Genomic DNA, 24736 nt, shown 5'->3' with positions numbered 1-24736 from the left:
GTCCGGCTTTCTTAGAATATGATTCAGGAATAATTCCTTATTTTTTATTCTGTCTTTGCTGCTGCAGTAGCTCTTGTTGCTTTTGCATCGCTTCCAGGCGGGCAGCAAATCCGGTCTTTTTCATTTGTTTCGGGTCCTTCTTTTTCGCTTCAAGAATAGCCAACAATTTAGTTTCGTCGGTCGTTTTACGAAGCAGAATCATAGTACCCACGCTAATCAGCGTTGACACGAAGTAGTAATAGTTCAAACCTGACGGATAGTCGTTCAAGACAAACAAGAACATAATCGGCATCAGGTACATCATCCATTTCATAGCCGCCATTTGTGGCTGCGCTCCGGTATCCTGCATAGACATCGTATACTTCGTGTTCAAGATGTTGGTCACCGTCATCAGCAAGCAGAACAAGCTAAGGTGGTTACCCAGGAACGGAATATGGAATGGGAATGTGATGAACGCATCATAAGTAGAAAGGTCGTCCGCCCACAAGAAACTCTGTTGACGCAGCTCGATAGCACTCGGCACGAACATAAACAAAGCCATCAGGATAGGGAACTGCAATAACATCGGCAGACAGCCGCCCATCGGGCTTACCCCGTACTGGCTGTAAAGACCCATCACCTCCTGCTGTTTCTTCATTGCATCTTCCTGCTTCGGATATTTCTTGCTGATTTCGTCAATTTTCGGTTTCAATACACGCATCTTGGCAGAAGACATATATGTTTTCCAGGTAGCCGGATAAACCACGACTTTTACCATGATAGTCAGAATCAACAGTACGATACCCATGCTCAATCCCCAACCGGATAACCAGTCGAATACGTTGATTGTGATAAACTGGTTAATCCAGCGAATCAACGGCCAGCCCAGATAAACCAGTCTGTGAAGTTCCCATTTCTCGTCGCGGCCTTTATCCAACGCTTTCAGCGTCTTAAAGTGGTTCGGGCCGAAATAGAAATACATCTCTGTCGGTTCTTTGCCTGTCGGATCAAAGAAAGTATTCATTTCAGCAGAATAATCTTTGATATATCCGCTTCCTTGCTGCTCCATTTTTGACTTTACGGAAACCTTGTCGAAATCCTGTTCAGCAATAAATACAGAAGAGAAGAACTGATTCTTGAAAGCTACCCAGTCGATACGTCCCGGCAAATTCTGACTGTCATCTTTGGCAGCAGATAAGTTGTCCACATTGTCGCCTGTTACTTTATAAGTCAGTTCCGACAGACGATTCTCATAGGTGAATCCTTTTTCCAGTTGGCGGGCGCGTTGTGACCAGTCGATGTCCACATACTTGGTGCTTGCCAACTTGTTTTCCATGCCTGTCGCTTTGATTTCAAAGTTCATCAGGTAGCTATCCGGTTTCAGCGTATAGATGAAATCGATATAGCTTGCGCTATCCGCAGCCAGACGCATTGTAACACTACTGTCCGTCTTGTTCACAGCTTCAAAGAAATAATCTTTGGTCTGGATGGCTCCTGCCTTGTTGTAAAAGTTGAAGTTCATCGAAGCATCGTCACCGTCGAACAGCATAATCGGTGTCTTTTTGTCCTGTGCCATATAATCCTTCAGCATGGCTGAATAGACACGTCCGCCTTTTGTTGCGAAAGTAATTTCCGCTACATTATTCTGGATGCTGATTTTAGAATCGGTCCCATGCAAGGCATTGAAAAACAAAGTAGAAGAATCGGCAGCCGATGCAACCTCTTTTTGGCTGTTAGCCAGCGCAGCTTCTGTTTTCGCCTTCAGCGCTTCCTCCTGCTGCTGTACTACGGCAATAGAGTCATAGTATCTTTTTTGTGCAGCTATCTGTTCCTCGCTTGGACGACTCAAAAAGCTGAATCCTACCAATAATATGCCTATTAGAACGAGACCTGTGATGGTGTTTTTATCCATTCTTATTTTAATTACAAATTATAAAATTACAAACTACCGGTCGTTTACCGCGTATCGTTAGCCTTTTGCCGTTGTTTTTTCGTTTTCGATGGCAGCTTTCACAAATGCCACGAACAACGGATGAGGATTCAGTACCGTACTGCCATATTCCGGATGGAACTGTGTACCGACAAACCATTTCAAAGCCGGGATTTCAACGATTTCTACCAAATCCGATTCCGGGTTGATACCTACACATTTCATGCCGGCAGCTTCATATCGGTCTTTATAGTCATTGTTGAACTCATAGCGATGACGGTGACGTTCCTGAATATGTTCTTGTCCGTAAGCCTGATATGCTTTCGAACCTTTCTGCAATACACATTCGTAAGCACCCAGACGCATCGTACCACCCATATTGGTGATTGCTTTCTGCTCTTCCATGATATCAATCACGTTGTGCGGAGTCTTTTCATCCATTTCACGTGAGTTGGCATCTGCGTATCCTAGTACGTTGCGTGCAAACTCAATAGCAATACATTGCATACCCAGACAAATACCGAAAGTCGGAATGTCATGTGTACGTGTATATTTGATAGCGACAAACTTGCCGTCGATACCCCGTTGACCGAATCCCGGACCAATCATTACGCCCGCCATACCTTTCAAAGCTTCAGCTACATTCTCATCTGTCAGTTTCTCGCTGTTTACGAAATGAACTTCCACTTTGCGGTCATTGTAAGTACCCGCTTGCGATAAAGCTTCACGGATAGACTTGTAAGCGTCCTGCAAATCGTATTTTCCAACCAGTGCAATATTGATCGGTTCTTTAGTCTCTGCAGCGTGACGACGTTCCAGGAATTTACGCCATGGGCCGAGTCCCGGAGTTTCTCCTACCGGCAGTCCCATCTTTTCGAGGATAGTGCTGTCCAGACCTTGCGCCTGCATCAGGATAGGTACTTCGTAGATTGTTTCCGCGTCGATAGACTGCACAACGGCTTTATCGTCTACATTACAGAATTGTGCCACTTTCTTACGCAGTCCGTCACTTAGCGGATGCTCGGCACGCAGTACCAGTACATCCGGCTGAATACCCACACTTTGGAGTTCCTTTACAGAATGTTGCGTCGGTTTTGTTTTCAATTCTCCGGCAGCAGCAAGATAAGGCACATAGGTCAAGTGTACGCAAAGAGCGTTCTTACCGAGTTCCCATTTCAACTGACGGATACTTTCGAGGTAGGGGAGTGATTCGATGTCACCTACCGTACCACCGATTTCAGTAATCACAAAATCAAACTTGTATTTATTACCAAGCAGTTTTACATTCCGTTTGATCTCGTCTGTGATGTGAGGAATCACCTGGATCGTTTTACCCAGATAATCTCCACGACGTTCCTTGTCAATGACGCTCTTGTAGATACGTCCCGTAGTAATGTTGTTCGCCTTTGTCGTTTGTATACCCAGGAATCGCTCATAGTGTCCCAAGTCGAGGTCGGCTTCGTGTCCGTCTACGGTTACATAGCACTCTCCGTGCTCATAAGGATTCAATGTTCCCGGGTCGATGTTGATATACGGGTCAAACTTCTGGATGGTTACATTATAACCTCTTGCTTGCAGCAACTTACCGATGGATGATGAGATGATCCCTTTTCCTAAAGAAGAGGCAACACCACCGGTGACGAAAATATACTTTGTTTCTCCCACAGCTATAACTGTTTTAATAATTGTTTACTTAGTAGTATTCTTACGAACTTAAAAACCGCAAAATTATAAAAAAAAGAGGAAGATTACAGTCTTTCGTCTCCACAATTTTATTAAAAAATGCAATTTTAAAAGAATCCTATGATTTCTGAACAAAATAATGTAGCTTTGCACCCTAAACCATAGACAAATATGATGAGAATTACTACTTTATGTTCAGCGTTTATTCTGTCAATCTTATCGTTATCGCTTTTTGCACAGGAATCTGTCGATCCCTCTCCACTTCCGACTGACTCTCTGCAGCCTGCTCCTGAAGCGATTAAACCTGCCAAAACGGTTAAATCTTCAACAGTTGTGGCAAAAGCCAGAGTCGTGAAAACAGATACGCTTTCGGCGGAGCTTCAGAAATATTTGATGCTCAAACTGAATATGTCGGGGCCGACTCCGAAACTGGATACCGTTTCTTATTTATATAATAAGTATGTCGCGCAATTAGATTATTTGAACGATCTGGCTGTGCCGCCACGTTATATTCCGTCTGATCCCGATTATTTTCGTCTGTTCACACCATTGGCATATTATTATGCTCCGATGGCACAATATTCGAAATTGGAATGGAAGCCTATGCAATGGGACACCACTCCTCAACTGACAGCGGAACTTCTGCCTTATGATACCCTGGCATTTACCAAAACCCAGCGTGCCGAGAAAATAGTGAACAGTGCATTGATGGATCTTTATTTGGAACGTCCGAACTTGGTTGTCACTACAGAAGACCGCATCATGAGTCGTGATGTATTCCGTCACGATGTGAAGCCGAAAATATCTCCCAAAGCAAACGTTATTCATCTGTTTCAACCGGAAAATATGGATGATAATGTAGGGAAAGCCAATATGAAGATTAGTCGGCCGAACTGGTGGGTGACCGGAGGTAACGGATCGTTGCAGATTAGCCAGAACCACCTTTCGGATAACTGGTATAAGGGAGGTGAAAGTAACTTCTCCGGATTAGCCACTTTTCAGATTTTTGCCAACTATAATGACAATGAAAAGGTGCTGTTTGAGAACCAGCTGGAAGCTAAAGTAGGTATGACTTCCACTCCGTCAGATGAATACCATAAATATCTGTTCAATACAGACCAATTTCGTTTGTATAATAAATTAGGTTTGAGAGCTTTCAAGAATTGGTATTATACCATTTCGTCCGAGTTTAAGACACAGTTTTTCAATGGATATAAAGCTAACAGCGAAGAATTGGTTTCATCTTTCATGTCTCCGGCAGATTTGGCGGTCAGTGTCGGTATGGATTATAAATTGAGTAAGAAGAAATTTAATCTTTCTGTGTTTATGGCGCCGTTGACTTATAACTTGCGTTATATCGGTAATTCTGAAGTAGACGAAACTAAGTTTGGCTTAGACAAAGGAAAATGCTCTAAAAATGACTTTGGTTCCCAGTTACAATCTACATTGAACTGGACCATCATCTCTGCAGTAACTTTAGAGTCTCGTCTCAATTATCTGACCAACTATCATTGGGCACGTGTAGAATGGGAAAATACATTCAACTTCGTTTTGAACCGTTATCTTTCTACTAAGCTCTATATACATACCCGTTTTGACGACAGCTCGAAACCGACTGAAGGAGACAGCTTCTTCCAGTTGAAAGAATTGCTTAGCTTCGGTATCAATTATAAGTGGTAAGTAAGAAATAGAGATCAGGCGCGGAAATTCTGCGCCTGATTTGTTTAGGGATGTTGTATAAAATATGGGTGGTAAAATAGAACCAATGTGATAGCGGATTTTTCACGTCCAAGATAGTCTTAACTGTATATTTCTATTTGTGTGTAAAAAAAGAAAGCGTTTTTTCTTGTTTACTATTTATAATTTTATCTATCTTTGTCACCGAATTCAATCCATTGCCTAAGGGGTAATGGAAAAATGAGGGGTAAAAATACATGATCATTAAGAAAAATGACGATCGAAATCTTCTGCCAACAGATGTGATTGGCAGCAGCGTAGCGCGCTCAAAACGTTGGTTGGTGGCAATCGTACGTATTTGTCACGAGAAAAAAACGGGTGAGCGGCTTACGAAAATGGGGATCGAAAATTTCCTTCCAATTCAACAAGAAGTCCATCAATGGAGCGACCGCCGTAAAATTGTCGACCGGGTACTGCTTCCGATGATGATTTTCGTTCACGTTGATCTGCAAGAACAAAAAGAAGTCCTGACTTTATCTTCTATCAGCCGTTACATGGTATTACGTGGGGAGAGTACTCCGGCTGTTATTCCTGATCAACAAATGTTGCGATTTAAGTTTATGCTCGATTACTCGGATGAGACGATTAGCATGAGTACATCGCCATTGGCTCCGGGAGAGAAAATACGGGTAATCAAGGGACCATTGGCAGGATTGGAAGGGGAATTAGTACATGTGAATGGGAAATCGAAAGTTGCTGTTCGATTGACAATGTTAGGGTGTGCATGTGTAGATATACCGGCTGGGTGTGTAGAGCCGGTATCTGAAAATGGGGATTTACGTGATTGAGTAATCAATCTATTTTATAGGGGTATGGGGATTTTACTGCAAAAATGTAATGAAAGTCTGTAAAATAGCAGGCAGTCTATCTGACATCGGTAACCAAACAGTGGATATATTTATCGATGACCTCTCTTAAAAATAAAAATCCATAAAGTATTATGAATTATATCTTTACAAAAGATATAGTGTAGAAATGTATGTACGTATCGAAAGATGAAGGGATTCTTTGTTGGGCTACACCAACATGGAAATCGTAGTCATAGTCCTTGTACTGATCATAATCAATCAGATAAATCAAATTTCGAAATATTATTTTATTCATTTATACTATAATGGAAAAAACATTGAAGGACATAGTGCAATATGTCCGCAAAAATTATTTCAGTTATTGGGTTATTTTAGGTATTGACACGGCAATTTCTGTATTATGTTCGTTGGTCGCCTATGTGGTAATTCATTATATGGCGCGTGTTCCACTGACCGACTGGATGCTCTGTAAATTTGCTTGCGTTTCTTTGGTGGCAAGTGTTGCGGGCTCTTTATTATTCCATACTTATCGTAATACAATTCGTTTCTCACAGGCACGTGAACTTTGGCGTATCATGTGTGCCGTTTTATTTAAAATAGCCTGTTTGGTCATTATTTCTTTTGGAGTTATATATGAGACCCAATTGCCATATAATTATAAAATATCCTATCTTCTATTTGATGGTTTATTGACTTTAGTGATCTTGACGACCTTTCGTGTATCATTGATAATCGTCTATGATTTTTTATTGGATTGGGTGAATAAAAAGAACACACGTATTCTTATTTATGGTACTAATGAAGAGAGTGTAGCCTTGAAGTTACGTCTTAGGGATAGTGCACATTATAAAGTAGCCGGTTTTTATGTATATGGTAAAAATAACAGCCGACGCCGATTGGCAGATCTTCCCGTTTATTACTTTGAAAATGAATCGGATGTTGATTATATCATGCGGAAGCGCGGAATTAAGGGGATTCTGTTTGCCCGTTATGAAGATACCCGTCTGGAAGAAAAACGCCTTCTGGAATATTGTAAAAACAATGAACTTAAAACATTGATAGCTCCTACTATCAGTGAAGCGGATTCTGATGGAAACTTTCATCAGTGGGTACGTCCTATTAAGATTGAGGATTTGTTGGGTCGTGCCGAAATTAATATCAACCTTCGTCAGGTTGCAGAAGAATTCAGGGGAAAAGTGGTGTTGGTGACTGGTGCGGCAGGCAGTATTGGTAGTGAACTTTGCCGTCAATTAGTGCAGATGGGAATTCAGAAACTTATCATGTTCGACTCTGCAGAAACACCTTTGCATAATGTCCGTCTTGAGTTTGAGAAAAAATATCCAAATATAGATTTTGTTCCGGTGATTGGTGATGTGCGTGTGAAGGAACGCGTTCGTATGGTATTCGAATTGTATCATCCTCAAATCGTCTTTCATGCCGCCGCTTATAAACATGTACCATTGATGGAAGAAAATCCTTGTGAGGCTGTACTTGTCAATGTGACCGGTTCTCGTCAGGTGGCTGATATGGCTGTGGAATATGGTGCTGAAAAGATGATTATGGTGTCTACGGATAAAGCTGTAAATCCTACTAATGTAATGGGCTGTTCCAAGCGTTTAGCTGAAATCTATGTTCAAAGTCTGGGATGTGCTATCCGTGAAGGAAAAGTGAAAGGTAATACCAAATTTATCACCACCCGCTTTGGTAATGTATTGGGTAGTAACGGTTCTGTCATTCCTCGTTTTAAAGAACAGATAGAGAATGGTGGGCCGGTGACTGTTACTCACCCCGATATTATTCGTTTCTTCATGACCATTCCCGAAGCTTGCCGTTTGGTAATGGAGGCCGCCACAATGGGTGAGGGCAATGAGATCTTTGTTTTTGAGATGGGAAAAGCAGTCAAGATCGTTGATCTAGCGACTCGTATGATCGAATTGGCTGGCTATCGTCCGGGTGAAGACATCAAAATAGAATTCACGGGATTACGTCCGGGTGAGAAGCTTTATGAAGAGGTCTTGAGCGATAAAGAAAATACGATCCCAACAGAGAATAAGAAAATCATGATCGCCAAAGTTCGTCGGTATGAATATACTGATATTCTTGATACTTATGCAGAGTTTGAAAGGTTGTCGCGTGCGGTAAAGATCATGGATACCGTGCGGTTGATGAAGAAAATAGTTCCGGAGTTCAAATCAAAAAATTCTCCGCGATTTGAAGTACTGGATAAAGAATAAATAGGAAATAATCAACAAAAGATTCTATAAATAAATTATCATTTAATATGAATAAATCATTGCGCACGCATTTGAATGTACGAAGCTTGTATGAAAGTCTGTTTTCTTGCCTGATAGCGGCATTTCTGCTTGCTTCCTGTCAGTCTTATAAGAAAGTACCTTATTTGCAGGATGCGGGAGTTGTAAAGGACACCAATCAACAGGAAAATTTATATGATGCCAAGATAATGCCTAAAGATTTACTTACTATCATAGTGTCATGTACTAGTCCGGAACTTGCAGTTCCGTTTAACTTGACGGTGGCAACTCCTGCCAATGTGGCTACTGCCAGCACCCAATTGACTACCCAGCCTGTTTTACAACCTTATCTGGTAGATAATGAAGGCAAGATCAATTTTCCTGTTCTGGGTGAATTAAAAATAGGTGGACTGACGAAAAGAGAAGCTGAACAACTGATAATAGACAAACTGAAACCTTACATAAAGGAGACTCCGATAGTTACTGTCCGTATGGTAAACTATAAAATTTCTGTATTAGGTGAGGTTGCCCGTCCAGGTACATTTACTATCAACAATGAGAAAGTCAACTTGTTGGAAGCTCTTGCCATGGCCGGTGACATGACGGTCTGGGGAGTTCGTGACAATGTAAAACTGATTCGTGAAGGTGCTGATGGCAAACAGGAAATTGTGACATTGGATTTAAACAAGGCGGAGACAATTCTTTCTCCTTATTATTGGTTACAGCAGAATGATATAGTCTATGTGACTCCTAATAAAGCAAAAGCTCGTAACTCCGATATAGGTAACAGTACCAGCTTGTGGTTCTCCGCTACTTCTATTCTGGTATCATTGGCAAGTTTATTAGTAACAATTTTCAAATAGTAATATAGATATGATTGGGGAAAAAAGAGAGAACCGGGGTGAGCAACCGGAAGAGCAGGTGGATATTCAGGAAATCCTTTTCCGTTACCTGATCCATTGGCCTTGGTTTGTGGTTTCTGTAATAATCTGTATCGCCTGCGCATGGGGCTACCTGCGTTTGGCCACTCCTGTCTATGATATAACTGCCACAGTCTTAATCAAGGATGATAAGAAGGGCGGTGGTGCGAGCATGTCCTCCGAACTGGAAAAGATGGGACTGGACGGCTTCGTTTCCTCGTCGAACAATGTAGACAATGAAATCGAGGTGCTGAAATCAAAGTCTCTTGCCCGTGAAGTGGTCAATAATCTGGGACTGTTTGTGACTTATAAGGATGAAGATGAGTTTCCTAATAGGGAACTTTACCGTACCTCGCCCGTAGTGGTGAGCTTGACTCCACAGGAGGCGGAAAAACTGTCTGCACCAATGGAAGTGGAGATGACTTTATTTCCTAATGGTGGGATGGATGCGTTGATAACAGTGAAAGACAAAGAGTACCGGAAACAATTCGATAAATTACCTGCTGTTTTTCCGACCGATGAGGGGACGATCGCCTTTTTTGAAAGCAAGGATACATTGACGACCAATCAGGCTAAGGAGGAAAGTAAAGAGCGTCATATAAAAGCTTTTATAAACCGGCCGATGTCTGTGGCCAAAGGATATATCAAATCTTTGTCGATAGCCCCTACATCAAAAACTACTTCTGTAGCTGTTCTTTCGTTAAAGAACTCAAATACCCGGCGTGGCAAGGACTTCATCAACAAACTCCTTGAGATGTACAATATCAATGCCAATAATGACAAGAATGAGGTAGCCCAAAAAACCGCAGAATTCATCGACGAACGTATCGGCATTATTTCCAAGGAACTTGGAAGTACAGAACAAGACTTGGAGAACTTCAAGCGTAGCGCCGGAATTACAGATTTGAGCAGTGAGGCGCAAATAGCCTTAACCGGTAATGCTGAATATGAAAAGAAACGTGTGGAAAACCAGACTCAAATCAATTTGGTGATGGATTTGCAACGCTATATGCAAGGTAATGAATATGAGGTCTTGCCAAGTAATATTGGATTACAGGATGCAGCATCAGCTGGTGCAATAGACAGATATAATGAAATGTTGGTTGAAAGAAAGCGCTTGCTCCGTACATCAACCGAGAATAATCCGACGATCATAAATTTGGATACTAGTATCCGTGCGATGCGGAGCAATGTACAGGCTACGCTGGATGCTACATTGAAAGGATTGCAGATAACCAAAGAAGACCTTGCCCGTGAGGCGAACCGCTATTCTCGTCGTATTAATGACGCTCCGACCCAGGAACGCCAGTTCGTAAGTATCGCCCGGCAGCAGGAAATTAAGGCCGGTCTTTATTTGATGTTACTTCAAAAACGTGAAGAGAATGCCATCACTTTGGCAGCTACAGCAAATAATGCCAAGATTATTGATGAAGCGTTAGCGGACGACAATCCGGTTTCTCCTAAGAGGATGATGGTCTATCTTGCCGCCTTGGTATTAGGAGTAGGATTTCCGGTAGGTATTATTTATCTGATTGGCTTGACCAAATTCAAGATTGAGGGCCGTGCTGATGTTGAAAAACTAACTTCTCTTCCTGTTATTGGCGATATCCCGTTGGCGGATGAAAAGTCCGGTTCTATAGCTGTATTTGAGAATCATAATAATTTGATGAGCGAGACATTCCGTAATGTACGTACCAATCTTCAGTTTATGCTTGAAAATGGCAAGAATGTGATTCTGGTGACTTCTACCATCAGTGGTGAAGGTAAGTCTTTTGTATCATCTAATTTGGCTATTAGTCTTTCTTTGTTAGGGAAAAAGGTTGTGATAGTAGGTCTTGACATTCGTAAACCGGGATTGAATAAGGTTTTTAATATTTCCCAAAAGGAACATGGTATTACCCAGTTTCTGACCAATCCGACAAAGAATCTGATGGATTTAGTACAGCCTTCCGATATAAACAAGAATCTGTTTATTCTTCCGGGCGGATCAGTTCCTCCCAATCCAACGGAATTATTGGCTCGTGACGGCTTGGAAAAAGCCATCGAAACGTTGAAGGCTAATTTTGACTATGTGATTCTGGATACGGCCCCCGTGGGTATGGTAACTGATACCTTGCTGATAGGTCGCACAGCTGATTTGTCGGTATACGTATGCCGTGCTGATTATACCCGTAAGGCAGAGTTTACTTTGATCAATGAGCTTATGGAAAACAACAAACTGCCTAACCTCTGTATCGCCATTAACGGCTTGGATCTTCAGAAAAAGAAGTACGGCTATTATTATGGTTATGGTAAATACGGCAAGTATTATGGCTATGGCAAGCGTTATGGTTATGGCTATGGTTATGGAGAGAAGCATACAAGTCGGGAGGGTAAATAAACTGCTATTGATAAAACCAAATCAAACATAATATGCGTGATTTCAAAGAGATTCGGGTCGCAGTAGCCGGAACTGGCTATGTGGGACTGAGCATAGCGACACTGCTATCACAACATCATCATGTAACTGCCGTGGATGTAATCCCGGAAAAGGTGGAGAAACTGAACAACAAGGTTTCCCCTATCCAGGATGATTATATCGAGAAGTATCTGGCTGAAAAGCCGCTTGATCTTGTTGCCACTTTGGACGGGAGGTTAGCCTATGCTGATGCCGACTTTGTGGTAATAGCCGCTCCTACAAACTACGATCCTGTGAAGAATTATTTCGATACGAGTCGTGTGGAGGAAGTTATCGATCTTGTGCTTGAAGTGAATCCCGATGCCGTAATGGTCATCAAATCGACAATTCCGGTGGGATATACCCGTAACCTTTATGTAAAATATGCCCAGAAAGGAGTCAAGAAGTTCAACCTGCTGTTTTCACCGGAGTTCCTTCGTGAAAGCAAGGCCCTTTATGACAATCTCTACCCGAGCCGTATCATCGTAGGTTATCCGAAGATCATTGACGGTCCGGAGTTTGCTGAAGAAAACAAGGCGATCTGGTCTGTCACGGATGTCACTATGTTACAGGAAGCAGCTAGGACATTTGCTGCCCTTTTGCAGGAAGGGGCTGTCAAAGAAAACATCGACACGCTCTTTATGGGCATAAAAGAAGCGGAAGCAGTCAAGCTCTTCGCCAACACCTATCTGGCTCTCCGTGTCAGCTACTTTAATGAGCTTGACACATACGCTGAAATAAAGGGATTGGATAGCAAAGCGATCATTGAGGGCGTAGGCCTTGATCCCCGTATTGGGACACATTATAATAATCCTTCATTCGGTTATGGCGGTTACTGCCTGCCGAAAGATACCAAACAACTCCTTGCCAACTATCAGGATGTTCCTCAGAACATGATGTCCGCAATCGTGGAATCAAACAAAACCCGTAAGGATTATATAGCTGATGCAGTACTCCGCAAGGCAGGTTATTATACGGGAAATGGACAATGGGACGCATCCAAGGAACATACTTGCGTCATCGGTGTATACCGCCTGACCATGAAATCGAACTCTGACAATTTCCGCCAGTCCGCCATTCAAGGTATAATGAAACGTATCAAGGCGAAGGGTGCGGAAGTGATCATCTATGAACCCACGCTTGAGGACGGGACTACATTTTTCGGCAGCAGGGTTGTTAACGATCTTGCTGGATTCAAGGTGCAGAGCAAGGCTATCATAGCCAACCGTTTTGACAACAGTCTGGAAGATGTGGAAGCTAAGGTTTATACACGTGACATTTTTAGAAGGGACTGACCATGTTGTCATATAATGTAGAGCTGGACGGAAAGACTGTGCTTGTAACGGGTGCTGCCGGTTTTATTGGTAGCAACCTTGTCATGCGCCTTTTCCATGATTTCCGAAATATCAGGGTAATCGGTGTTGATTCCATCACCGATTATTACGATGTCAATATCAAGTATGAGCGTCTCAAGGAAATAGAGTTGTTAAACCGTGACTGGACTTTTGTCCATGCCTCGATTGCCGATAAGGATGCGGTAGAAAGAATTTTCTCTGAAGACAGAATTTCCGTTGTCGTAAATCTTGCGGCCCAGGCGGGCGTCCGTTACAGTATCACCAATCCTGATGCCTATGTCCAAAGTAATCTTATCGGTTTCTATAATATCCTTGAAGCCTGCCGTCATTATGAGGTGGAGCACTTGGTTTATGCTTCTTCATCATCCGTATACGGCAGTAACAAGACAGTTCCGTATTCAACTGATGACAAGGTTGACAACCCGGTCAGCCTTTATGCAGCAACAAAAAAGAGTAACGAGTTGATGGCTCACGCATACTCAAAACTCTATAATATTCCATCAACAGGCTTACGTTTCTTTACGGTTTATGGTCCTGCAGGTCGTCCGGATATGGCGTATTTTGGGTTTACCGACAAGCTTGTAAAAGGCGAAACTATCAAGATTTTCAATTATGGTAATTGTAAGCGTGATTTTACCTATGTGGATGATATTGTGGAGGGAGTAGTACGTGTTATGCAACACGCTCCAGAAAAAGATAATGGGGAAGACGGACTTCCGATTCCACCATACAAAGTATATAATATCGGTAACAGTCATCCAGAGAACCTGCTTGAATTTGTAACTATTCTTCAGGAAGAATTAGTCCGTGCCGGTGTGCTTCCGAAAGACTATGATTTTGATTCCCATAAAGAACTTGTGCCTATGCAACCGGGTGATGTGCCTGTAACTTATGCTGATACTACTTCATTGGAACAGGATTTTGCTTTTAAACCGGGTACAAGTTTGAGAGATGGTCTAAGAAACTTTGCAGAGTGGTATGTAAAGTTTTATAATACGGAGAAATAAAACAATAAAACAGTAAAACTATGAGCATTTTTGCGGGTAAAACCCTAATGATTACCGGTGGAACAGGTTCTTTCGGTAATGCAGTCTTGAATCGTTTCCTTCGTACCGATATCGGTGAAATTCGTATATTTTCACGTGACGAGAAGAAACAGGACGATATGCGCCACGAATATCAGATTAAGTATCCTGATGTGGCAAATAAAATAAAATTCTTTATCGGTGATGTACGTAACCTCCAGTCTTGTAGGAACGCTATGCCGGGAGTAGACTATATCTTCCATGCTGCTGCCTTGAAGCAGGTTCCGAGTTGCGAATTTTTCCCAATGGAAGCTGTCAAGACGAATGTAATCGGTACTGACAATGTATTGACGGCTGCTATTGAGGCGGGTGTTGGTGCCGTAATCTGCCTTTCCACGGATAAGGCTGCCTATCCAATCAATGCTATGGGTATCACCAAAGCTGTTGAGGAAAAGATAGCAGTGGCAAAAAGCCGTTATTCCGGCAAGACCAAGATTTGTTGTACACGTTATGGCAACGTGATGTGTTCCCGTGGTTCAGTCATTCCTCTCTGGATAGAGCAAATTCGCAATGGTAATCCTGTAACGTTGACCGAGCCTAAAATGACGCGCTTCATCATGTCATTGGAAGAGGCGGTGGATCTCGTATTGTTTGCTTTCGAACATGGTCAGAATGGTGACATCCTTGTTCAGAAAGCTCCGGCTTGTACCATCCGGACTCAGGCGGAAGCTGTCTGTGAGCTCTTTGGCGGCAAGAAAGAAGATATTAAGGTTATCGGCATCCGTCATGGAGAGAAAATGTATGAAACATTGCTGACCAATGAGGAATGTGCCAAAGCAGAGGATATGGGCAATTTCTATCGTGTACCGGCAGATAACCGCGGATTGAATTACGATAAATATTTCAAAGAGGGTGAGACAGAGCGTAACACGCTTACAGAGTTCAATTCAAACAATACGCGAATCCTTAACGTGGAAGAAACCAAAGCCAAGATTGCAGCTTTGGACTATATAAAGAAGGAGTTGAGTGGTGAGGGCAACTTCGTACAATAATAAAATTATGAAGATATTAGTAACCGGTGCCAAAGGTTTTGTAGGGAAGAATCTTTGTGCCCAACTTAATAACATCAAGGACGGTAAGGCTCGTTGTTATGGTGAACTGAAGATTAGTGACGTATTCGAGTACGATCTTGACTCTACTTCGGAACAACTGGATAATTGGTGCAAAGAGGCCGATTTCGTATTCAATCTTGCCGGGGTGAACCGCCCTAAAGACAATGATGAATTCATGAAAGGTAACTTCGGTTTTGCAAGTACACTACTTGACACCTTGAAGAAATATCATAACACTTGTCCCGTCATGCTTTCCTCCAGTGCGCAAGCCTCGTTGACCGGTCGTTTTGGTAACAGTGAATATGGTCGTAGCAAAAAGGCGGGTGAAGATCTTTTTCTACAATACGGCAAAGAGACAGGAGCCAAGGTTTTGGTCTATCGCTTTCCGAACCTTTACGGTAAGTGGTGCCGTCCAAACTATAACAGTGCCGTAGCCACTTTCTGCAATAATATTGCCAATGACTTGCCTATACAGGTCAACGATCCGAGTGTAGAACTTGAGCTACTTTACATTGATGATCTTGTGGACGAAATGATTCATGCCCTGAAAGGCGAGGAACATCATTGCGAGTTCGAGGGGCTTGATGTACATCCGGAGGCTGACGGCAGATATTGCTATTGCCCTGTCACCCATAAGGTGACGCTTGGTGAAATCGTTGACTTATTACATCAATTCGCGGAAATGCCTAAGACACTGATGATTCCAGAAATCCCGGCTGATTCATTTGCCAAACGTCTGTACAGTACTTTTTTGAGCTACTTACCAAAAGAAAAAGCGATCTTCGACTTGAAAATGAATGTAGATCAACGTGGCAGTTTCACAGAACTTGTACATACCTTGAATTGCGGCCAGGTAAGCATTAATATCTCCAAACCAGGTGTAACCAAGGGTGAACACTGGCACAATACCAAATGGGAACAGTTTATTGTAGTCAGTGGGCATGGTCTTATTCAACTCCGTAAGGAAGGAACAGACGAAGTGCTTAACTATGAGGTGAGCGGAGAGAAAATACAGTCTGTCATCATGCTTCCCGGTTATACTCATAACATCATCAATCTTTCTGATACGGAAGATTTGGTGACAGTGATGTACTGCAATGAGGTATTCAATCCTAATAAGCCGGATACATACTTTGATAAAGTAGAAAAATAATATGGAAAAACAACCTAAATTCGATTATTCAGATATAAAATTCAAGGATAATGGTAAATTAAAGCTGATAATCGTTGTCGGCACCCGTCCCGAGATTATCCGTTTGGCGGCTGTCATCACCAAATGTCGTCAGTATTTCGATGTGATTCTTGCTCATACCGGTCAGAATTATGATTACAACCTCAACGGTATATTCTTTAAAGATTTGAAGTTGGCAGAGCCGGAAGTATATATGGATGCCGTAGGTGATGATTTGGGAGCTACTTGTGGTAATATCATCAATTGTTCATATAAACTCTTTGCTCAGACAAAGCCGGACGGAGTTCTTGTACTTGGTGATACCAACTCATGTTTGAGTGTAATTGGTGCGAAGCGCCTGCATATTCCAATTTTCCATATGGAAGCAGGTAACCGTTGCAAAGACGAGTGCCTTCCGGAAGAGACCAACCGTCGTATTGTTGATATCATCAGTGATGTGAATATGGCATACTCGGAACATGCGCGAAGATATCTTGCCGATTGTGGTCTACCTAAGGAACGTACCTATGTCACGGGATCACCTATGGCGGAAGTACTTCACAATAACCTTGCCGAAATTGAAGCCAGCGATGTACATCGGCGTCTGGGTCTGGAGAAAGGAAAATATATTTTGCTCTCTGCTCATCGTGAGGAAAATATCGACACCGAAAAGAACTTCATGTCGCTCTTCAATGCTATCAACCGTATGGCAGAGAAGTATAACATGCCGATTCTTTATAGTTGTCATCCACGTAGTCGTAACCGTCTTGCAGAGAGTAGTTTCAAACTTGATGAACGGGTTATTCAACATGAGCCTCTTGGCTTCCATGATTACAATTGTCTTCAGATGAGTGCTTTTGCTGTTGTTAGTGATAGTGGTACATTACCTGAAGAATCAAGTTTTTTCACCAGTGTGGGACATCCCTTTCCAGCTATTTGCATTCGAACCTCTACTGAGCGTCCAGAGGCTATTGACAAGGGCGACTTTATCATTGCCGGTATTGACGAGAAATCATTACTTCAAGCCGTAGACACAGCCGTTGAACTTTGTCGTGAAGGTCAGCATGGTATTCCTGTGCCTGACTATGTAGACGAGAATGTCTCAACCAAAGTTGTGAAGATTGTGCAGAGCTATGTCGGTATCGTCGATAAAATGGTGTGGAGAAAGTTCTGAAAAATATCAATCATCTGAACTGAAATAGGCTGAACGGATGTTCCAAATAGATTACAGTTTATTCTAAGTATGTCAAATGAACTTTATTACGATGAATATTAATCTATCCAACTCCTAATGCAGTCAACTCTATAAAACAAGAGATCCCTATGAATAGAATAGCAGCAATCTATGGTCATCATGGCAATGGGAAGACACGTATTCTCAATTTCGTGTGTGAGTTGATTCGTGAGAACGAGGGCGAAAGCCTGTCATATTTCGCACGCTTTAATGAATGATAAATTAGAAAAATGCTGCAAAATACGTATCGCAAGCAAGTGATAAACTTTATGACGCTTATGAAGTAGCAAGATGGAATAAAATTGAAAATCAGTATCAGATTATAGAGGGGCATCTTGTAGGAGTGGAATCAAGAACTATGACAAGGCTTTGGATAGTATTCCAACCGACAAGTCCAGTCAGGGTGTTGGCGCTGTAGGATTAAAAATCTCGATTTCAGTATGTACTGAATTAAATCCTGATTCCTATATAGGAACCATGAAGAAAATGATTTTAACAAATGCAATGACAAGCTATTATGGTTCAACTTATGTTATCAATCATGCCAAAGGATACTATTCAGCAAGGTTTATTCTGAAAGCTTATCTTCGAACCCCTTTATGCGTATATATGGGTGTGAGGGGGGGAGGAATAAAGTAAGGATATAAGCTCATTTTCCGACAAGTTTTTAATGTGTTTGTACATCTCAGTTGCATGTGTCTATTATCTATTCAATAGAAAATAATAAATGTTTAGTATAAAGACTCAAATAAGGAAAAAGTTCATAGGAACTGATAGTCGCAGTAAAAAAATGTATAAAAATACTGTGGCAATGATCGGTATTAGGGGAGTTTCAATGATTCTTACCCTGATATCAGCTCCTATTATGCTTCATCATGTAGATAGGGCAGATTATGGAGTATTACTAACCCTCACCTCAATTGTAGGTTGGGTTGGGTATATGGATGTTGGTTTAGGAAATGGACTCAGAAATAAATTACCAGAATTTTTGGCAAAGGGAGACTTTCATTCTGCTAAGAAGATTGTAAGCAGCTGTTATGTAACTCTTGCTATATATGTAGCATTAATTATAGTAATCTTTTTGATGGTTAGTCCTTTTGTTGATTGGTTAGGGGTTTTGAATTCCCCTACAAGTGATGCTGGTGAAATTCGAGGACTTACAAATGTAGTGTTTATAGCTTTTTGTATTCAGTTCTTGTTTGGATTAATAAATTCAATTCTATTTGCTTATCAAATGCCTGCGTTCCAATCATTGTTTACCTTCGTGGGACAATTTGTTGCTCTCATTGCGTTGGTAATACAGGTATATGTGTTTGATGTTACTTCCGTCTTACAGATAGGTGCTGTCAACAGTATAATTCCTCCTTTAGTTCTCTTTTGGGGATCTATCGGACTTTTTAGAACGAAACTGAAAGAAATTGCACCATCCTTCAAACTATTTGAGTTCAAATCAGTTGGTAGTATCTTAAGCCTTGGATTGAAGTTTTTTGTCCTCCAAATGATTACAATTGTACTTTTTCAGGCCAATAGCATTATCATAGCAAGAGTCGTAAGTCCAGAAGCAGTGGTAGAGTATAATTTGGCATTTAAATATGTTAGTCTTTTGACTATGATTTTCACTATTGTCATCACTCCTGTGTGGTCTGCAACAACGGATGCTTATGTTCGTAAAGACTTTGAGTGGATAAACAAGACGCTCTCTTTTTCACGAAAAGTCTGTATTGCGTCTATTTTTATTGGCGTATTGATGGTATTGGCTTCTAAGTTTGTATATGGCATGTGGCTGGGCAGGGGCTCAATAGACATAAATTATTCAACCACAGGTCTTATATTATTGTATATTTCATTTGAAATGTTGTACAAAGTCTATGGAACTATCATTAATGGAACAGGAAAAGTATTTGCGCAAATAATACTGACAGGAATAATTGCAATCATTTATATACCGCTTGCAATATTTTTGGGCAATTTATGTGGCTTGTCTGGAGTGTTAATAGCAAATACTATTGTATTTGCGCTGAATTACGTATGGTCTAAACTGCAATGCAATAAACTCATCAACCAAACTGCAACGGGGATATGGAACAAATAACCACATATAACGACAAGACAAAGTGGTATGAGTATGCCATTCTTCTATTCATAATTCTATGGTCGGGAGGAGGCTTCACCTATGGGCTTTTCCTTGAATGGATGTTGTATATGATGCCAATCGTTGGAATCATCTTTTTTCAACGAGATTATAAACTTTCAAATTCGACAATCCTGCTAATTGGTGTTGTTTTGTCTGTTCATTTCTTACAAATGGTGAATTTTGGTGGGGCCATTATCAATCTTATTAAGCCAACATGCTTGCTCTTAGTTTGTGCTATATTTGCTAAGATAATTTGCTGTAAGTTTGTAAAAGTATATTTAGATTTAGTCTGTTTCATCTCACAGGTTTGCTTGGTATTGTGGGTAATTTGCTTGTTTCCATTGGGACTATCCTTTCTTCGGTCAATTGCATCACAATTTCCTCTTTTAGGTTGGGATAATATTGAGAACAATACAAATATTGTAGATACACTATACATATTTAGTATCCCCCAAGATTTTAAAGGTCTTATGCGAAATTCAGGTCCCTTCTGGGAGCCAGGGCGTTTTACCATTTATATAACACTAGCATTAGCTATTAATCTTTTCTATTTCAAAGAAAAGATTACGTCGAAGAAGAGTCTTGTGTTGCTACTTACAAATCTAACAACTTTTTCTACGACTGGATATGTAGCTACGGCTGTATTGTTTGTCGGATATATATTTTTTTCAAACATCAAGAAAAGCTATAAATTCATTTTGTCTGTCATATTGCTTGTTGTTGTATATTATGTGGGGCAATTAGATTTTATGACCGAAAAAATTGCTGAGCAATCAGCTGATGACTCCACTTGGTCAAGATTTGGCGCCATTGCATATCATTGGAATCAGATAACGCAATCTCCGATTATTGGCTTTGGTCCATTTCTTTCAAATGTTTTTGGAGATGAACTTTTTAGCCCAAATGGATTAACTGATTTGATGAGGTATTATGGCATTCCATTATCCATAGTGTTTTACTACTTGTTATATAGAGGAACAAAGGTATATGTCGGTAATAGTCACAAGGGGGCGAATGTATGCGTTTTTGTATCCTTGCTGCTTTTATGTTTCTCACAAACAATTACATATTCACCTTTCTTTATGATTCTATATTTTTTTGCATTTAATACATACACGTATGATAAATAAAATCGGAATTCTTTGCACATATTCATTCCCCGAAGGGATGGCCCCTACAATAAGAATACTATCCTATGGGCAGGGGTTAGTGGATAATGGATGTAAGGTTGAAGTAGTGGTGTTTCAGCCAAAGGTAGTTGATGATGCATATTCTCTTTCAGGTTGTATTGGAGGTGTTAAGTACACCTATGCCCATAAGAGGGATACGAATAAGTCCAAGTTATATAAACTTTTTGTTGATAGACCTAAGTCTCTCTTAAATGCCATAAAGAAAATAAGGAATTCCCATAAAGAGGAAAAGTTTGATTGTATACTCTTAAGCTTTGACCATCCTACATATCTCCTCTTTTTTGTTCCAGTGTTGCGAATCATGGGAATCAAGATTGGATTTATTGGCGACGAGTTTCCCGAGCCTATTAGGAGGCTGAAATCTGCAATTCCTTTCTCTTATAAACTCGCATATAAATTTGTTTATCAGTTCATTTTGTTCAGGGTTCTCATGACAGAGGCTCTTCAAAGATTTTACGATGAGTTGGTATGCGAGAAGCCTACGTATATTCTATGCTCAATTTTAAATACAGCTCGTTTTGATGGTATAGTAAAGCAAAAAGTTTCCCGTAAGTATATGTGCTATATGGGGAATATGATGTTAGCAAAAGATAATGTTGATAACATCATCAGAGCTTTTAAGAGAGTATGCGATGATTTTTCCGATGTTGATTTATATCTTTATGGCACACCTAACGACAAAGATAAAAGTATTGTCGAAGGAGTAATAGCAGAACTAGGACTAGGAAATAGAGTTTTTATTAAAGGAAGAATAGATTATAACTTAGTTCCACAGACTCTTGCAAATGCGGAGATTCTTGTAACGTCTCAACCTGTTACAAAGAGAGCGGTGGGTGGTTTTCCAACGAAATTGGCAGAATACATGATGAGTCATACACCGGCAATAGTGACGAATGTAGGAGAGATTCATTACTATGTGCAAGATAACAATACCGTTTACTTGGTAGAGCCTTGCGATGATGTCGCATACGCAGAAAAGATGAGATATATCCTATCACATCCTCAAGAGGCAAAAGAAGTGGCAGGAAGAGCGTATAACTATGCTATAGCCAACTTTGGTTCAAAAGAAGTGACTAAAAAACTTATTGATTTTCTAGACAATACATTATAGATAAATATGAGCATTATTATATCTCGCAATAATTTCCACTTCTACTTTCAGACAGACATGATGATGAATAGAGAGGGTACTTCAAAGAACCTCTCAAAAAGAAGTTATTGCATCTTGTAGCTCCCTCCAGATTACATCATGGAGTTCCTTATTAAGGCAATGAGAAAGGTGTAGTATTACTCTTATTGTAATTCTGTGGAGCTATTCTTTTTATAATCAATGAATTATTTTAGGCTATCTCGTAAACTCGGTTTGAGTATCGGATATGATGTCTGTGATTACGGATTGGTAATTCCTCACTGTGGGACTATCGTAGTTGGAAATATCAATAGGATTGGCCCATACGCAGTATTGCATACCTCACTTACATTATCAATACAGGCAGAAGGATTGGCAAAGGTTTGCTTCTATCTACAGGAGCAAAGATAACTGGAGGTGAGATATTGTGCGACCATATAATAATTGCTGCAAGTTCTATAGTTGCCAAGTCTTTTCCAGATGGAAATGCGTTATTTGTGGGATGTCGGCTGTAAAGAAAGCAAATCGTTTAGACTGGTATTCACCTTTGAAAGATGAATCAAAACGAAGTGTTGGCGCGATAGAGAATCTCAAAATTAAAATGGGAATACAATGAATAAATTCTATGTAGTTTGTAATACTTACTATCCAAATACTGCTTTTAGTAATCGAGTGTTTAGTTTTCTTCGAGGTTTTTCAGAACTGGGTGTTGATGTTGAGGTTGTTTTCCTTACTCCAGACTCGGAGATGAGTAAGGTTCAGGAAACATATCCCCATATCACATTTAAGTATATGTGGGAGAATCTGCCATTTTCAAACCGCATTTTCAACAAATTTGCTGATGAGTTCTATGGATGGAAGTTTGCATGGAGTCTGAAACCTGGTGATGTAGTCTTTCTTACCAACTTCGGAAATGTGTTTTTTAAGGTTGTAAAGAGAAAAGGAGTAAAGGTTGTTCATGAGAAAACAGAACATCCGGATGTTTATAGCTTCAAAGGCTTCAACGTGGAGCGTTACAAGCGTGAGGTTGTAAAGGTAGATGGGATGTTTGTGATCTCAACGGCACTCAAGGATTATTTTGTATCTTGCGGTTTGCCGAAAGAGAAGATTGAGATAGTAAACATGACGGTTGATAGCAATCGTTTTGTTGGACTCACGAAGCAACCATCAGAAAAGTATATTGCCTATTGTGGAACAGCATCTAATAACAAGGATGGTGTGGATGAGCTCATCAAGTCTTTTGCGATTGTAAACAAGACTCACCCTGAGGTGAAGCTTTACATAATCGGCAAGACTCCCGATAAGAACGATGCTTCTGGCAACCTGAAGTTGATAGAGAATCTTGGAGTGAAGGATTCGATCGTTTTTACCGGTATTGTATCAGCGGCTGATATACCTCAAATTTTGAAGAATGCAGCAGTTCTTGCTCTTGATCGTCCGGACTCTTTGCAAGCTCAATGCGGATTCCCTACAAAGCTTGGAGAATACCTCTTAACAGAGAATCCTGTCATAGTGACAAAAGTAGGTGATATTCCTCTTTTCTTGAAAGATGGTGAGACTGCGCTTTTGGTCGAAGAGCGTAATCCTAAGGAATTTTCGTCAAAGATTATTTGGGCACTGGAGCATCCAGAAGAGGCTACGGAAATAGGAAAAGCAGGTGCGCAGGTCGCTATGAGGGAGTTTAATTATCTGAATGAGACCAAGAAGATTATTGATGTAATAAACAGATTATCATGAGTATAATAAAATCTGCATATTTGGAGCTGGTAAAGGTACTTTCACCCGTTAGGCATGCTCGTATGATAGGTGTGAGCCTTGGGGACAATTGTTTGGTTTATCGTAGTATGGAATGGCCCTCCGAACCATATCTTGTTACAATTGGCAATAATGTACAACTCACCAAAGGGGTTGCAATACATACACATGGAGGAGGAAATGTAGTAAGGCGCAAAGTGCCTGATTTCGATGTGTTTGGAAAGGTGGTAATCAAGGACTGGGCTTATATTGGAGCCCATGCCCAAATAATGCCGGGGGTAACTATTGGCGAAGGTGCAATGGTGGCTGCAGGTTCAGTGGTTACGAAATCTGTTCCAGATGGAATGGTAGTAGGAGGTAATCCTGCCAAAATACTATGTTCTGTGGAGGAGTATATCGAACGGAATATGCAGTATAACGTGCATACAAAAGGTATAGGAGAAAAAGAGAAAAAGCAATGTTTGCTCACTATGGATGAAAGCATGTTTTTGAAAAAGTAATTAAGAAGATATAAACTATGATTCAGTTTAATGTACAGGACATAAGCGAATACAGAGGACAGCTGATGGGTATTGCTACTCTTTTGGTCATCTTTGGTCATTCAGTGGGTAATGGTGTAGCAATGCCAAGATGGATGGAATCTCTCTGTGGATTGTCATCTGTAGGAGTAGATATATTCCTCCTTGTAAGCGGCTTGGGGCTATGGTACTCGCTCACAAGTCTGAATGGAAATAATGTTCAACAAGGAGTAAGGTGTTGGTATTTAAGGAGATATAAGAGAATATTGATTCCATATCTTATCATTATGAGGATGTAAATTAAACTGTGTCAGCAAGGAATAAAGTATTAACTTTGCTAACACAGTTTTTTTTATGAAAGAAGAA

Annotated in this window: 20 protein-coding genes; 18 read left to right on the top strand and 2 right to left on the bottom strand. The window is 40.8% G+C overall.

The window, feature by feature from the left end; genetic code table 11:
- Positions 1-37 precede the first annotated feature (37 nt).
- Both yidC and LPH68_RS10225 read right to left on the bottom strand, forming a co-directional pair.
- Complete coding sequence (yidC, locus tag LPH68_RS10230) at positions 38-1891, bottom strand: membrane protein insertase YidC (RefSeq protein ID WP_151923175.1); 1854 nt, start codon at positions 1889-1891, stop codon at positions 38-40.
- Between the two features lie 57 nt (positions 1892-1948).
- Entirely contained in the window at positions 1949-3574 is a 1626-nt protein-coding gene (locus LPH68_RS10225; RefSeq protein WP_004312722.1) for a CTP synthase, read from the bottom strand.
- A gap of 189 nt (positions 3575-3763) precedes the next feature.
- Here LPH68_RS10225 and LPH68_RS10220 point away from each other — a divergent pair, with 189 nt between their 5' ends.
- From LPH68_RS10220 to LPH68_RS26835, 18 genes are all read left to right on the top strand, one after another.
- A complete protein-coding gene (locus tag LPH68_RS10220; RefSeq protein ID WP_004309253.1) occupies positions 3764-5272 on the top strand; it encodes a DUF3078 domain-containing protein in 1509 nt (502 codons plus the stop codon).
- A gap of 254 nt (positions 5273-5526) precedes the next feature.
- The gene (locus LPH68_RS10215) at positions 5527-6117 is read left to right on the top strand and encodes a UpxY family transcription antiterminator (RefSeq protein ID WP_004299971.1); all 591 of its coding nucleotides are present in this window, start codon (positions 5527-5529) and stop codon (positions 6115-6117) included.
- 326 nt (positions 6118-6443) lie between these two features.
- Entirely contained in the window at positions 6444-8372 is a 1929-nt protein-coding gene (locus LPH68_RS10210; RefSeq protein WP_151923173.1) for a nucleoside-diphosphate sugar epimerase/dehydratase, read from the top strand.
- 47 nt (positions 8373-8419) lie between these two features.
- Positions 8420-9253 (top strand): polysaccharide biosynthesis/export family protein, encoded by an 834-nt coding sequence (locus tag LPH68_RS10205; protein WP_151923172.1) that lies wholly within the window; start codon positions 8420-8422, stop codon positions 9251-9253.
- Positions 9254-9263: 10 nt separating this feature from the next.
- Entirely contained in the window at positions 9264-11690 is a 2427-nt protein-coding gene (locus LPH68_RS10200; protein ID WP_151923171.1) for a polysaccharide biosynthesis tyrosine autokinase, read from the top strand.
- Positions 11691-11722: 32 nt separating this feature from the next.
- Positions 11723-13042: a UDP binding domain-containing protein gene (locus LPH68_RS10195; protein ID WP_074909282.1), complete on the top strand. Its 1320-nt coding sequence runs from the start codon at positions 11723-11725 to the stop codon at positions 13040-13042.
- Between the two features lie 2 nt (positions 13043-13044).
- Positions 13045-14109, top strand: coding sequence for an NAD-dependent epimerase/dehydratase family protein (locus LPH68_RS10190; protein ID WP_151923169.1), 1065 nt, complete (start codon positions 13045-13047; stop codon positions 14107-14109).
- A 20-nt stretch (positions 14110-14129) separates the two neighbouring features.
- Entirely contained in the window at positions 14130-15179 is a 1050-nt protein-coding gene (locus LPH68_RS10185; protein ID WP_074909278.1) for a polysaccharide biosynthesis protein, read from the top strand.
- A 7-nt stretch (positions 15180-15186) separates the two neighbouring features.
- A complete protein-coding gene (locus tag LPH68_RS10180; RefSeq protein ID WP_118023971.1) occupies positions 15187-16392 on the top strand; it encodes a capsular polysaccharide biosynthesis protein CapF in 1206 nt (401 codons plus the stop codon).
- 1 nt (position 16393) lies between these two features.
- Positions 16394-17584 (top strand): non-hydrolyzing UDP-N-acetylglucosamine 2-epimerase, encoded by a 1191-nt coding sequence (gene wecB, locus LPH68_RS10175; protein WP_118023970.1) that lies wholly within the window; start codon positions 16394-16396, stop codon positions 17582-17584.
- Between the two features lie 149 nt (positions 17585-17733).
- Complete coding sequence (locus LPH68_RS26620) at positions 17734-17862, top strand: hypothetical protein (RefSeq protein ID WP_255679350.1); 129 nt, start codon at positions 17734-17736, stop codon at positions 17860-17862.
- A gap of 572 nt (positions 17863-18434) precedes the next feature.
- Complete coding sequence (locus LPH68_RS10170) at positions 18435-19736, top strand: lipopolysaccharide biosynthesis protein (RefSeq protein WP_118775120.1); 1302 nt, start codon at positions 18435-18437, stop codon at positions 19734-19736.
- On the top strand, positions 19724-20908 hold the full coding sequence (locus tag LPH68_RS10165) for a hypothetical protein (protein ID WP_118023967.1): 1185 nt from the start codon (positions 19724-19726) through the stop codon (positions 20906-20908). The genes LPH68_RS10170 and LPH68_RS10165 overlap by 13 nt, the downstream gene beginning before the upstream one ends.
- Positions 20898-22079 (top strand): glycosyltransferase family 4 protein, encoded by a 1182-nt coding sequence (locus tag LPH68_RS10160; RefSeq protein ID WP_118023966.1) that lies wholly within the window; start codon positions 20898-20900, stop codon positions 22077-22079. Before LPH68_RS10165 ends, LPH68_RS10160 begins: the two co-directional genes overlap by 11 nt.
- Before the next feature lie 219 nt (positions 22080-22298).
- Positions 22299-22508: a flagellar basal body P-ring protein FlgI gene (locus LPH68_RS10155; protein WP_147402605.1), complete on the top strand. Its 210-nt coding sequence runs from the start codon at positions 22299-22301 to the stop codon at positions 22506-22508.
- A 201-nt stretch (positions 22509-22709) separates the two neighbouring features.
- Positions 22710-23834, top strand: coding sequence for a glycosyltransferase family 4 protein (locus tag LPH68_RS10150; protein ID WP_004325741.1), 1125 nt, complete (start codon positions 22710-22712; stop codon positions 23832-23834).
- A complete protein-coding gene (locus LPH68_RS26745) occupies positions 23831-24352 on the top strand; it encodes a DapH/DapD/GlmU-related protein (protein WP_004325742.1) in 522 nt (173 codons plus the stop codon). Before LPH68_RS10150 ends, LPH68_RS26745 begins: the two co-directional genes overlap by 4 nt.
- Before the next feature lie 17 nt (positions 24353-24369).
- Positions 24370-24669, top strand: a complete 300-nt coding sequence (locus LPH68_RS26835; protein ID WP_370638799.1) for an acyltransferase family protein — start codon at positions 24370-24372, stop codon at positions 24667-24669.
- The last annotated feature ends 67 nt before the right edge of the window (positions 24670-24736 follow it).

The sequence above is a fragment of the Bacteroides sp. 1_1_30 genome, from assembly GCF_020982715.1.
Lineage (GTDB): Bacteria > Bacteroidota > Bacteroidia > Bacteroidales > Bacteroidaceae > Bacteroides > Bacteroides xylanisolvens.
Note: the sequence above shows the minus strand (reverse complement) of the source record. Positions and strands in the feature narration are given on the sequence as shown.